9 protein-coding genes and 1 pseudogene are annotated in these 13418 nt (G+C 68.0%); 5 read left to right on the top strand and 5 right to left on the bottom strand.

Annotated features, from left to right (window positions below):
• Positions 1-16 precede the first annotated feature (16 nt).
• Entirely contained in the window at positions 17-997 is a 981-nt protein-coding gene (locus QH276_RS29995; protein ID WP_280397876.1) for an alpha/beta hydrolase, read from the top strand.
• Positions 998-1005: 8 nt separating this feature from the next.
• Here QH276_RS29995 and QH276_RS29990 read toward each other — a convergent pair whose 3' ends face one another.
• Positions 1006-1731 carry a hypothetical protein gene (locus QH276_RS29990; protein WP_280397875.1) on the bottom strand — a complete coding sequence of 242 codons (726 nt, stop codon included), beginning with the start codon at positions 1729-1731 and terminating at the stop codon, positions 1006-1008.
• A 433-nt stretch (positions 1732-2164) separates the two neighbouring features.
• Here QH276_RS29990 and QH276_RS29985 point away from each other — a divergent pair, with 433 nt between their 5' ends.
• From QH276_RS29985 to narI, 4 genes and pseudogenes are all read left to right on the top strand, one after another.
• Positions 2165-5899, top strand: a complete 3735-nt coding sequence (locus tag QH276_RS29985) for a nitrate reductase subunit alpha (protein WP_432278583.1) — start codon at positions 2165-2167, stop codon at positions 5897-5899.
• 42 nt (positions 5900-5941) lie between these two features.
• Positions 5942-7544, top strand: a pseudogene (gene narH / locus QH276_RS29980) (nitrate reductase subunit beta); the annotation flags it as partial.
• Positions 7545-7877: 333 nt separating this feature from the next.
• Positions 7878-8558 (top strand): nitrate reductase molybdenum cofactor assembly chaperone, encoded by a 681-nt coding sequence (gene narJ, locus QH276_RS29975; RefSeq protein WP_280397874.1) that lies wholly within the window; start codon positions 7878-7880, stop codon positions 8556-8558.
• Between the two features lie 133 nt (positions 8559-8691).
• Positions 8692-9432 carry a respiratory nitrate reductase subunit gamma gene (gene narI, locus QH276_RS29970; protein ID WP_280397873.1) on the top strand — a complete coding sequence of 247 codons (741 nt, stop codon included), beginning with the start codon at positions 8692-8694 and terminating at the stop codon, positions 9430-9432.
• A 35-nt stretch (positions 9433-9467) separates the two neighbouring features.
• On the opposite strand, the gene QH276_RS29965 is transcribed toward narI, so the two are convergent.
• The 4 genes from QH276_RS29965 to QH276_RS29950 all read right to left on the bottom strand — a co-directional run bounded on the left by QH276_RS29965 (position 9468) and on the right by QH276_RS29950 (position 13357).
• The gene (locus tag QH276_RS29965) at positions 9468-10193 is read right to left on the bottom strand and encodes a MerR family transcriptional regulator (RefSeq protein WP_280397872.1); all 726 of its coding nucleotides are present in this window, start codon (positions 10191-10193) and stop codon (positions 9468-9470) included.
• A 151-nt stretch (positions 10194-10344) separates the two neighbouring features.
• Entirely contained in the window at positions 10345-12147 is a 1803-nt protein-coding gene (locus tag QH276_RS29960) for an NTP transferase domain-containing protein (RefSeq protein WP_280397871.1), read from the bottom strand.
• Between the two features lie 128 nt (positions 12148-12275).
• Positions 12276-12572: an MGMT family protein gene (locus tag QH276_RS29955; RefSeq protein ID WP_280397870.1), complete on the bottom strand. Its 297-nt coding sequence runs from the start codon at positions 12570-12572 to the stop codon at positions 12276-12278.
• Positions 12573-12580: 8 nt separating this feature from the next.
• The gene (locus QH276_RS29950; protein WP_280397869.1) at positions 12581-13357 is read right to left on the bottom strand and encodes an alpha/beta fold hydrolase; all 777 of its coding nucleotides are present in this window, start codon (positions 13355-13357) and stop codon (positions 12581-12583) included.
• Between the last annotated feature and the right edge of the window lie 61 nt (positions 13358-13418).

Raw genomic sequence — 13418 nt, 5'->3', positions numbered from 1 at the left:
TGGTAGAAACCTCGGCATGTACCGGCTGCCACGTTGCCTGGTGTACCTGTTCTTGCTCGCGCTGGTACCGGGCGGGCTCGTGGCGGCGCCGGCCGCGGCCGAGGGCCCGGCCCGGATCCTGGACGTGCGCCCGCTCGGGGGCCGCCAGTTCGAGGTCGTGGTGCATTCGGCGGCCATGGACAAACCGATCACGCTGTGGATATCGCATCCGGGCGCGGGCGCCCCGGCGCTGTATCTGCTGAACGCCGTCGACGGTGGCGAGGACGGCGGGCCGTGGATGCGGCGCACCGATGTGGTGGAGTTCTTCGCCGATAAACCGGTCAACGTGATCGTGCCGATGGGCGGCCGGGCCAGCTACTACACCGACTGGATCGCCGACGACCCGGTCCTGGGCCGCAGTAAATGGGAAACCTTTCTCACCCGCGAATTGCCGCCGCTGCTCGACGCCCGGTTCGGGATGACCGGCCGCAACGCGGTGGCCGGGTTGTCGATGTCGGCGACCTCGGCCCTGAACCTGGCGATCCACGCGCCGGGCCGATATCAGGCGGTCGGCGCGTACAGCGGCTGCACCCGCACCACCGATCCCGCGGCCCGCGCCATCGTGTACTCGCAGCTGGCGCTGTTCGGCGCGAACGCCACGAATATGTGGGGCGCGCCCGGCGATCCCGCCTGGCCGGACCACGATCCGATGCTGCACCTGGAACGGTTACGCGGAACCGCCCTCTACATCTCCTCCGGTAACGGCTCGCCCGGCCCGCACGAGGTGCTGAATTCGCGGGGTATCGACGGTAATCCGCTGCGGCTCGCCGACCGGATGCTCGTCGGCGGCACCATGGAATCCATTGTCGGCACCTGCACCGGCACGCTGGCCGCCGAACTGGCCGCTCGGCAGATTCCGGCGACCGTCCACGTCCATCCCGGAACCCACGCCTGGGCGTACTGGCAGGACGATCTGCACCGCTCGTGGCCGGTATTCGCGGGCGCGCTCGGAGTCTGACCCCGCCGTCAGACCCGGTACCAGACGAACGGATCCTCGCGGGTGGGTCCATAGCGTTCGATCTGGTCGAAGAGCCAGGCGGCCGGTTCCACGACCGCGCTGCGGCCCTGCGTATCGTCGTAGGCCACCAGGATGCCGACGAACGCCGCATGCCCGTCGGAGGTCTGACGGTAGACCACGGCGCCGGAGTCACCGGCTTCGGCGCCGAGGGCGTTGGTCGCGTACAGCCATTGCTCGTCCAGTTCGGTGATGGTGCCGCAACTCCAGCCGGTGGTGGCGCCGATCTTGCAGATCTCCTGCCCCAGTTGCGGTTTCATATCGACGGTGGACAGCCCGAACCGACCCATGGACGCGGCGACACCGATCCCGTCGTACAGCCGGATCAGGGCGAACCCGAACTTCAGGCCCTCGTCCGGGCGGTGGTGCTCGAACCAGCCGATCGGATTGCCGTTCTTATCGGTGACGATGCCGTCGTGGTAGCAGTGGCCCGCGGTCACCGCGTACTGCGCCGCGCCGACCGATCCGGTGAGTCCGATCGTGCAGCGGGTGACGACCTTCTTGCCGTCGGCGATCGCGGTGTGCCGGACCTCCATCCCGGGATGAACGGTGATAGCGGGATCGGCTCCCGCCGCGAGGCCGGGCAGTAGCGCCGTAGCCGCGGCCGTGAGCACTGCGACCGCGAGTGCCGTGGTCGTCCTTACCCGCTTGCGTCCCCACCGGCCAACGCTGAACATCGCGCACCTCGAATATGCTCGCGCGACCGCCGACGCGGTCGGATCGGGCAGTCAGCGTAGACGATTCGCGGCGGCGGCTACCTTCCCAGCCGCAGGAAGCGCCTTACCTGCCGCAATCGGTGGTGACGGCGGCCACTCCGGCATTTGTAAACAAATGTAAACCGCTGGAGAAGCACCGATTTCCGAACGTTCACCGCCGGCGCCGAAACGGGCCGGCCGAGTCGGCGAACGGTGGCCGGTGCCACTGTTTCCCCAGGTGGCCACGTCCGGTGGCAGTACCGCGACCCCGCCGACCGTGACAGCCGGATTGCGGTGGCCTCACAGCTCACGACCTGCCCATTTTCGTTGTGAGAAGACTGTTTGGCCTGGTCCGGCGCCGTCCTTACAGTCGAGACATCAGCCCGATCTCACCGCTTGCAGAAAAGGGGGCGTCGTGGTTGTTTCACGTACTCCGGGCTCACCGAATACGGCTCCGGGCACCCGCCCCGGTGAACCGGGCGCCGGCGACGCACTGCTGCGGCTGGGCAAATACTTCCAGCGCGGCGACGTCTCCACCGACCACCGCACCGTGCACAAGGTCGGTGGCCGCAGCGCCGACGAGTTCTACCGCGACCGCTGGTCGCACGACAAAGTGGTGCGCTCCACACACGGTGTGAACTGCACCGGTTCGTGCTCCTGGAAGATCTACGTGAAAGACGGCGTGATCACCTGGGAATCCCAGCAGACCGACTATCCGTCGGTGGGCTCGGACAAACCCGAATACGAACCCCGCGGCTGCCCCCGCGGTGCCTCGTTCTCCTGGTACACCTACTCACCTGCCCGCGTGCGTTACCCGTACGTGCGGTCCACGCTGCTGGAGTTGTACCGGGAAGCCAAACAGCGCTTGAAGGATCCCGTGCTGGCCTGGGGCGATATCGTGTCCGATCCCGAACGGTCCCGGCAGTACAAGGCCGCGCGCGGTAAGGGCGGATTCGTCCGCGCCGAATGGTGGGAGGCCGCCGAGATCGCCGCGGCCGCGCATGTGCACACCATCAAGAAATTCGGGCCCGACCGGATCGCCGGGTTCTCCCCGATCCCGGCGATGTCGATGGTCAGTCATGCCGTCGGCGCGCGGTTCATCTCGTTGCTCGGCGGATCGATGCTGTCGTTCTACGACTGGTACGCCGACCTGCCCGTCGCCTCGCCGCAGGTGTTCGGCGACCAGACCGACGTACCCGAATCCGCGGACTGGTTCGACGCCGGCTACCTCATCATGTGGGGATCCAACGTCCCGGTGACCCGGACCCCGGACGCCCACTACATGACCGAGGCACGCTATCGCGGCCAGAAGGTCGTGGTGGTATCGCCGGATTACGCCGACAACACCAAATTCGCCGACGAATGGGTCGCCGCCCGGCCCGGTACCGACGCCGCGCTGGCCATGGCGATGGGCCATGTGGTGTTGCGGGAATTCTTTGTCGACCGCAGTACGCCGCGCTTTCTCGACTATGTCCGCAAGTACACCGATCTGCCGTTCCTCATCACCGTCGACGAGGGCGCGGACGGGGTCGCGGTACCGGGCAAATTCCTCACCGCCGCCGATCTCGGCAGTACCGGGGAGGGTGCCGAATTCCGGACCGTGCTGCTCGGCTCCGACGGGGAACCGGTGGTGCCGAACGGATCGCTGGGGGATCGGTTCGGCGAGCACGGCACCGGACGCTGGAATCTGGATCTCGGGGGTGTCGAGCCACTCCTGACGCTGTACGGCCGCACCGACGATGCTGCGGCCGTACAGTTCCCCCGCTTCGACAGCGATATGCCGGGCGTACTGACCCGCGGGGTGCCGACGAAGGTCGTCGCCGGAAAACGGGTCACCACGGTATTCGATCTGCTGCTCGCCCAATACGGCGTGGGCCGGCCGGGCCTGCCCGGCAGCTGGCCCACCGGTTACGACGACGCCACCGAGCCCTACACCCCCGCCTGGCAGGAGGCCATCACCGGCGTTCCGGCCGTGCAGGCCCGGCGGATCGCGCGCGAATTCGCCGATAACGCCGACCGGTCCGGCGGCCGGTCGATGATCTTGATGGGTGCCGGGACCAACCACTGGTTCCATTCCGACCAGATCTATCGGTCGTTCTTCACGCTGACGCTGCTCACCGGCTGCCAGGGCGTCAACGGCGGCGGCTGGGCGCACTATGTGGGTCAGGAGAAATGCCGCCCGGTGACCGGCTGGTCCACCCTGGCCTTCGGCCTGGACTGGCAGCGCCCGCCCCGGCAGATGCAGGGCACCGTGTTCTGGTACCTGACCAACGACCAGTGGCGCTACGACCCGTTCACCGCCGACGCCTTCGCCTCGCCGCTGGGCACGGGTAAGTTCGCCGGGCGTACGGCCGCGGACAATATCGCCCTGGCGACCCGGCTCGGCTGGATGCCCTCCTACCCGACCTTCGACCGCAACCCGCTCGACCTCGCCGACGAAGCCCAGGCCGCCGGACGGACCGCGGCCGAACATGTGGTGGCCGGACTGAAATCCGGGGATCTGCGCTTCGCCTGCGAGGACCCGGACGCGCCCGAGAATTTCCCGCGTGTCCTGACCGTCTGGCGGGCCAATCTGCTCGGCTCCTCCGGTAAGGGCAACGAATACTTCCACCGCCACCTGCTCGGCGCGGATTCCAACCTGCAGACCGACGACACCGCCGGCGTCCGCCCGGAAGAACTCGTCTGGCGCGACGAGGCCGCCACCGGAAAACTCGACCTGCTGCTCTCCCTGGATTTCCGGATGACGAGCACCACGCTGTTCTCCGATATCGTGCTCCCGGCCGCCACCTGGTACGAAAAATACGACCTGTCCTCGACGGATATGCATCCGTTCGTGCACGCCTTCACCCCGGCCATCTCGCCGCCGTGGGAGGCGAAAACCGATTTCGAGGCATTCCACCGGATCGCGCGGGGTTTCTCCTGGCTCGCCGAGAAACATCTCGGGGTGCGCAAGGATATTGTCGCGGTCCCGCTACAACACGATTCGCCGGACGCCATGGCGCAGGCCGGCGGGCGGGTGCTGGACTGGAAAGCCGGTGAATGCGAACCGATTCCGGGTAAGACCATGCCGAAACTGGTGGTGGTCGAACGGGATTATCCGAAGCTCGCGGAGAAGATGGCGGCGCTGGGACCGCTGGTCGATACGCTCGGCCTCACCACGAAGGGCGTCACGACACATCCCGACGCGGAGGTCGCGTATCTCGCCGGGGTGAACGGCACAGTGGTGTCCGGGGTCGCGCAGGGCCGGCCTTCGCTGGCCAAGGACCATCAGGCCGCCGAAGCGATCCTGGCACTCTCCGGAACCACCAACGGACGTCTCGCGGTCGAGGGTTTCCAGGCGCTGGAACGGCGCACCGGTACCGAACTGGCCGATCTGGCCGCCGAGCACGAAGGGAAACGGATCACCTTCGCCGATACCCAGGCGCGGCCGGTGCCGGTGATCACCTCACCGGAATGGTCGGGCTCGGAAACCGGTGGCCGCCGGTACTCGCCGTTCACCATCAACACCGAACGGCTCAAACCGTGGCACACCCTCACCGGGCGCCAGCATTTCTATCTCGACCACGACTGGATGATCGAACTCGGCGAACAACTGCCCACTTTCCGGCCGCCGCTGGATATGACGGCGCTGTTCGCCGAACCCGGCGTCGGCGAGGTGAGCGAGCGCGGGGTCACCGTGCGCTACCTGACCCCGCACTCCAAATGGTCGATCCACTCCGCCTACCAGGACAACCTGCATATGCTCACGCTCTCCCGCGGCGGGCAGACCATCTGGATGTCCGATAAGGACGCCGCGAAAATCGGTGTCGCCGACAACGATTGGATCGAGGCGATCAACCGCAACGGCGTGGTGGTGGCCCGCGCCATCGTCTCGCACCGGATGCCCGAGGGCACCGTCTTCATGTATCACGCGCAGGACCGGGCGGTGGACGTCCCGCGGATCGAGGGAACCACGGGAGCGGAAACCTTCAAGGGCAAGGGCAAACGCGGCGGTATCCACAACGCGCTCACCCGGATCATGATCAAACCCACACATCTCATCGGCGGTTACGCCCAGCAGTCGTTCGCGCTGAACTACCACGGCCCGACCGGTAACCAGCGCGACGAGGTCACGACCATCCGCCGCCGCAGCCAGAAGGTGGAGTACTGACATGAACCCGACGCGCACGATTCCCGGAGAGGCGAACCAGCTATGCGTGTGATGGCGCAAATGGCCATGGTCATGAATCTGGACAAATGCATCGGCTGCCACACCTGCTCGGTCACTTGCAAACAGGCCTGGACCAACCGCGGCGGCACCGAATACGTCTGGTTCAACAATGTGGAAACCCGCCCCGGGCAGGGGTATCCGCGGCAATACCAGGATCAGGAGAAGTGGAAGGGCGGCTGGACGCTCGACAAGCGCGGCAAGCTCACCCTGAAATCGGGGTCGCGGTTGAAGCGGCTGCTGAATATCTTCGCCAACCCCGATCTGCCGACCATCGACGACTATTACGAGCCCTGGAGCTACGAATACGACAATCTGCTGTCCTCCCCGGCCCTCGACACCACCCCGGTGGCGCGGCCGAAATCGCTGATCACCGGGGACGACACCAAGGTCACCTGGGGTGCGAACTGGGACGACGACCTGGGTTCCGGCCCCGAACAGGTCGGTAAGGATCCGCTGCTGGCCCGGGTCTCCGAGCAGGTGAAGCTCGAATTCGAAGAGACCTTCATGTTCTACCTGCCGCGGATCTGCGAGCACTGCCTGAACCCGTCGTGCGCGGCGGCGTGCCCCTCCGGCGCGATCTACAAACGCTCCGAGGACGGTATCGTCCTGGTGGACCAGGACAAATGCCGCGGCTGGCGGCAGTGCATGACCGGCTGCCCGTACAAGAAGATCTATTTCAACCACAAAACCGGCAAAGCCGAGAAATGTACGTTCTGCTATCCGCGGGTGGAGGTCGGTATGCCGACCGTATGCTCGGAAACCTGCGTCGGCCGGCTGCGCTATATCGGCGTCATGCTCTACGACGCGGACGCGGTACTCGAGGCGGCGTCGGTCACCGAGGACAAAGATCTGTATCCCAGCCAGCTCGGGGTATTCCTGAATCCGCACGATCCGCGGGTGATCGCCGAGGCGGAACGCGCCGGGATCTCCCCGGAATGGATTCAGGCCGCGCAGGATTCGCCGGTCTACAAACTGATCGTCGATTACCAGATCGCGCTCCCGCTGCATCCGGAATACCGCACCATGCCCATGGTCTGGTACGTGCCGCCGCTCTCCCCGGTGGTGGATGTGCTCACCGAAACCGGGCACGACGGCGAGGACCACGCCAACCTCTTCGGCGCCATCGACGCCCTCCGCATCCCGGTGGAGTATCTGGCCGAACTGTTCACCGCCGGTGACGTCGGCCCGGTGCGGGCGGCATTGCAGCGGCTCGCCGGGATGCGTGCGTTCATGCGGTCGATCAACCTCGGCCAGGAACCGGACCCGTCGATCGCGCCCTCGGTCCGGTTGGAGCCGGAAGAGATCGAGGCCATGTACCGGCTGCTCGCCATCGCGAAATACGAGCACCGCTACGTGATCCCGACCGGCGCGGGTGCGCAGGCCCACGAACTGGACTCGCTGGCGACGGGTTGCAGCCTGGACAACGACGGCGGCCCGGGGATGACCGCCTTCGACCAGATGGTGGAGAAATTCCACCTCACCGATACCAACGGTGCGGCCCCGGAAGAGAAGTCGGGCCGGATCAACCTGCTCAACTGGGACGGCAAGAGCACCGAGGGGCTGATCCCGGCCGGCACGAACGGGTCCGCCGCCGAGCAGCCGGATCGTGAGCTCGCCGCGGTCGCGAACGGCGCGGGCACACGCCTGGGCAACGGGTCGAATGGGCACGGGAGCGACTCGGTGTCGGACGGAGCCGGATCCGAGGAGATCGGAGCGACTGGCCGCCGGAGCGACGACCATGCTCCGCACACCACCGCCGGGACACCGGGTGGCGAAAGAAAGGCAGGGGCGCCTGCGGGAACCGTGAGCCCGGCCGGCGGCTCGTCCGGTGACGGGTCCGCCGCGAATGGTGCGGCGCGGCCCGAACCCTCGGAGGTAGGCCGGTGAACCGCCCGGCTCTCGGGGAGCGAGGTGGACGATGTCGCTGCTGAAACTCCGCCGCCGGCCCGAACCCACGGTCGCGATGAGCGAACGGGACCGCCGGCTGGTCTGGCGGACCGCCGCCCTGTTGCTCGACTATCCCGCCGCCGCCACGATCACGATGCTCGACCAGGTGGCCGCTGCCGTCGCGGAACTGCCGGAACCGGTGCGCATCCACCTCACGCCGTTCTGCGAACATCTGCGCACCACCCCGCAGCTCGACCTCGCGGCACACTACGTCGAAACCTTCGATATGCGCCGCCGGGCCAGTCTGCACCTCACCTTCTACGCCTACGGTGACACCCGCAAACGCGGTATGGCGCTGTTGCGGTTCAAACACGCCTACCGGCACGCCGGGGTCGAACTCGACGACACCGAACTGCCCGATCACCTGCCGGTGCTGCTGGAATTCGCCGCCACCGTCGACCCCATCGGCGGTGAACGCCTCCTCGGCGAACACGTCCCGGTGATCGAACTGCTGCGCCTGTCGCTCTCCGACGCCGGTTCGCCCTACGCCGGCGTCCTGGCCGCCGTACTGGCGACGCTCGCCCCGCCGACCACCGCGGACCGGCGCAAGATCGCCGAACTCGCCGCGCAGGGCCCGCCCGAGGAAGAGGTCGGGCTGGAACCCTTCGCCATGGACCCGACGATGCCGCTCCGATCCGAAGGCCGCCGCTGATGCGGTACACCGCTACCCCCGCCGCGGCCCCTGGGCACCGCATGCGCTGCTCCGCGCGGTACAGCGTGCGGCAGCGCCCCCGCCCGTACTCCGGCCTCCGCCTACCGGATGAACCCGCACCGAGGACGACCTCATGACTACCTTCTTGTGGATGACCCTGCCCTATGTGGCCTTCACATCCTTCGTGCTGGGCCATATCTGGCGCTACCGCAACGATCAATTCGGCTGGACCACCAGGTCGTCCCAGATCTACGAATCCCGTCTGCTGCGTATGGGCAGCCCGCTGTTCCATTTCGGCATGCTCGGTGTGTTCGGCGGTCATGTGATCGGCGTGCTCGTTCCCGAATCATGGACGGCTGCCGTCGGGATCAGCGAACACACCTACCATCTGTTCTCCGTCTCGGCGGGCAGTGTCGCCGGTCTGGCGGTGATCGCCGGTATCGGGATCCTGCTGTACCGCCGCCTCACCGTCCCCGCGGTTCGCAAGGCCACCACGGCAAACGACAAGTTCATGTATTTCCTGCTGGCCGGGGCATTGATCACCGGGCTGCTGAACACCATGGGCAGCAACCTGCTGTGGGGCACCTACAACTACCGCGAAACGGTTTCCCCGTGGTTCCGCAGCTTGTTCACGTTCGGCCCCCAGCCGGAGTTGATGGTCGGCACTCCGTGGACCTTCCAAGCCCACGGCCTGTTCGTCCTGGCCTTGATCGCGGTCTGGCCCTACACCCGTCTTGTCCACATGTTCTCTGCCCCCATCGGCTATATGGTCCGCCCCTACGTCGTCTACCGCAGCAAGGAAATCGCCGGCCCCGACAAACGCCGCTACGCCCGCGCCTGGGAAGCCCCGGTCACCCCGGAACGCTGGAGCTGATCCGGCGCGACGTTCACCAGGGCGGTTTCGCCGGGTCAACCCGGTTCCGCGGCCTCTAGGAGCTGGTTCACGCGGATGAGAACGTCGACCTGGGCTTCGTTGTAGAGGTCGCGCAGGGCCAGGCCGAGGGCTTGAACCGCGCGCTGGGCGCCGACCGGGGAGTCGGCGACCGAGCGGAGACCGGGGTAGGTGGCGTGCAGTTCGCGGACGTAGGGCGCGGCGCGTTCGGCCAGGTCGGCGCGGGTTTGTTCGTCGGCGTCGGCCGGTAGATTATCGAATTCGACCATGGCGGGGTGACCGGGGGTCATGGCGGTCAGCAGTTCGCGCAGCGAGTCCAAGGCGGTCGGGCCGAGGACGCGGTTCATGATCACGGTGTAGGCGCGGTCGGCCGCGGTGAGTTGAGTGGCGGGCGGGGCCAGATCGGGTGGAAGGTCGGTGGGGCTGCCCCGGCGGAGGATGAGGGCGAGTTCCATGCGGATGCGCTGCAGGCGTTCGATGGTGGCGGCGAGCTCGGCGTCCAGGGTGTGCAGCGATTCGTGCGGGTATTCGTCGTCGCCCATCTCGGCGATCCGGGACAGCGGGATACCGAGATCGGACAGGCGTTTGATACGCAGGACCCGCAACAGGTGGGAGACACCGTAATGCTTGTAGCCGTTGCTGCCGCGTTCCGGCTGCTCGAGGAGACCGACATCGTGATAGTGCCGGATCGTCCGCACGCTGGTGCCGGCGAGTTCGGCGAGTTCACGAGTACTCCACGACATGTTCGGCTCCTCGGCTCGGCTTGACCGGAACGTACGCGCCCGGCCTTCACTCCAGGGTGAACTGTGCCGTTACGGCACAGTCAAGGTTGCCTCGGTCTCACCGTGCTTGCTGTCGATGGGCAGGTGGATGGCGGTTCCGCCGGGCTGGGGATCAGCGAGGGACCGGGATGAACTCGACCACGGCGCCGTCGCGGGCGTCGCCCGGAACGATGACCAGGCCGTCGCGGTCGACGAGGCCACCGAGGTGGGCGGTGCGGACGGTAGGGTCGCCGATCCAGCCGCCCGTGGGCTCCGCGGCGGTGCGGGCGGGGGTGATCCGGGTTACCGGGCCGGCGATTTCGGCGGCGTTGTGCAATGGGCCGCGCAGCGGGCGCGGCAGCTGCGCGCCGGTGCGACCCGCGACTACGGCCGGGGTGAGGGTCAGCAGGGTCGCGACCGCGGCGAAGGGATTGCCGGGGAGTCCGAGAACTGTTGTCGCCGAAGGGAGTTCGGCCACCACCGTCGATCCTCCGGGGCGTAATGCCAGGCGGGGGACCATGATCCGGGAGCCCGCCCGGTCGAGGGCGCCGCGGAGCTGGTCGGCGGCGCCGCCGCCGGTCGCGCCGACGACGACGAGGAGATCGCAATCGGTGGCGGTCGCGAGGACCTGGTCGAAACCATGGGCGGTATCGCGGAGATGGACCTGATCGAGAGTGATCACTCCCTGTGCGGCGAGCAGTACGGGCAGGATCGGACCGATCGAATCCCTGGTCTGCCCGGATTGCAGCGGGCCGGTGCTACGAATCTCGTCACCGGTCATGACGATTCGCGCGCGGACGGGCCCGCGGACGGCCGCGGTGGTCACCTCGACCGCCGCCGCGGCGGAAATCAGCGCCGCGGTGACGGCGGAACCGGCCGGGGCTATCACATCCCCGGGGGTGCGGTCCTCTCCGCGGCGGCGGATATCGGAGCGGTGCGGAGTGTCCGGGAGCCGATGCAGCAGACTGTCCAACCGGGCGAATTCGTCGCGTAGCACCCGGGTGGTGCCTTCGGGAACGTGGGCGCCGGTGGCGATGCGTACCGCCTCGCCGGGGAGCAGACCGTGCGGGCGCTGCCCACCGGCGAAGCCGATATCGGCCCGCAATTCCCAGGGGCCGTCGCCGGAGACGGCGTAACCGTCCATCGCCGAGACATCGAATCGGGGCAGCGCGCCGGCCGCGGTGATCGGTGCGGCGAGGGCCGCGCCGCGGGCGGCGGCAAGTTCGCGGTCGCGGCCCGGCAATCGGGACAGGCCCTCGCACAGGACTTCCCGGGCCTGATCCAGGGCTAGCGGAGCACCGGCGGTGGTACGGGCGTCGAACGGTCGGGAAGTGGCGAGGCTGGGATTACCGGGGCCGCCACCGAGCGCGACGCGGGCGGCGTCGATATCGTCAGGGGTATCGCAATCGTCGACCCCGGCGAGTGTCACGGTCCGGGTGCTCCGGGGCACCAGCGCTTTCATGGGCTGATTGACCACGCTGTCCAGTTCGCGCATCCGAGCCAGGAGCGTCTCGTACCGCCACACGCCGATGAGGTATTGCGGCCGGCCGTCGCTGTCGGCGGCGAAGACGGCGTCGTGATCCGCGCGGTGCCGGAGGAGTTCGCCGATCACCACGTCGGTGAGGAAGGGCAGATCGGCGGCGAGGATCACCACGTGATCGGGTGCCTCGTCCCCGAGGGCGGCCAGCCCGGCGGCGACGGCGGCCACCGGGCCCGAACCCGGTTCCGGTTCGCGGGTTTGCACGATGGATTCGGGGAGTTCGGCGCGCGGCGGGCCGACCACCACTATCGGACCCAACCCGGCTACCGCGGCCAGGGCGGTCTCCAGCATGGACCGGCCGCCGACCACGAGTCCCGGTTTGTCCACGCCGCCCATGCGGCTGGCCCGGCCCCCGGCAAGGACGATCACGGCCGGGGCAGGCGCGGAATTCGGCATAAGGGTCATGCTATTCGCCGTCTGGGACGACGCACCCGACCGGTGGACCGGTTTGCGACGGCCTCCTGCCGACCGTGAGTCTCATACGGTGGACGGTCGCGCCTGCGGAGTTCACCACTCCAAGGGAGTTATGGGAACACGTGCCGCGCGGCCCGCAGGTCGACCCGGCCGTCCGTGATGGGTACGCCCTCGGCCGCGAGCAACCGCAACTGCCGGTCGGCGAGATGGGCCGCGGGTTTTCCGGAGGCGCCCAGCACCCGGTGCCAGGGCAGGTCGCCGGAATCGGTGCGCATGATCCAGCCGACCGTCCGGGGTGTGGACAAGCCGACGACGGCGGCGATATCGCCGTAGGTAACAACCCGGCCCGGTGGAATCGAGGCGACCAGTGCGCGGACGTGCTCGATCTGTTCGTCGCTGGTGACCATCGCCGGGCCTACAGCGCCGCGCGGATCAGCGCCGCTGTCCGCTCGGGGAGAACCTGGGCAACCATATGCTCGCAATCCCATTCCTCGACGGTGAGGTGCTCGCCCAGCCGCTCGGCGAGTACCTCCTGCACCCGGGCGGAGAGGAACGGCGGGTCCACCTCGGTCGCGCGGACCAGCACCGTCGGGACGTCCGGCCGGGGGAATGCGGGGTCGCGGGCGAGCTGGCCCCAGTAGGCGATCAGTGCGGGCAGGCTCACCCGCCACCCGACCCGCCCGTTCGCGGTCGGCACCAGGTGGTCGTCGAGTTCGGCCTGCAACAGACCCGGGTCGGCCGCACCCCACCCGGTGGCCAGTTTGTCCATCCGGGCTTCCTCGGCGTCGGTGTAGTCCGGCGAGTCGAGGGTGGCCGCGGCGATCTCGTGCAGCCAGGCCGGGTCCAACGCGACGGCCGGGTCCAGCAGCACCAGACCGCGGACCAGGTCGGGCCGGCGTTCGGCCAGATGCAGGGCGCACGCGCCGCCGAAGGAATGCGCGACCACCAGCACCGGCTCCTCGGTTTCGGAGTCCAGCAGTGCTTCCAGATCCGCCGCGATCGTTTCGAAGTCCCAGGGCGGTAGCGAGGTGGAATATCCGTGTCCGCGCAGGTCGGGTGCGATCACCCGAAGGTCGGGCAGCCACCGCGCGGCCAGGTCTGCCCAGCGTTTGCCGTGACCGGTGAGACCGTGCAGGGCCAGCAGCGCCGGGCCGGTGGCCGGGCCGAATCGGTGAACATGCAGTGTGGACACGGTGACATTCTTGCCGCCGTATCGCACACCCGCAGCGCCCGCGGTGCCGACGTGGTACCGG

It is taken from the genome of Nocardia carnea, assembly GCF_029869215.1.
In the GTDB taxonomy this organism is placed as follows: domain Bacteria; phylum Actinomycetota; class Actinomycetes; order Mycobacteriales; family Mycobacteriaceae; genus Nocardia; species Nocardia carnea_B.
The sequence above is the reverse complement of the archived record's forward strand: the minus strand, read 5'-3'. Positions and strand labels throughout refer to the sequence as shown.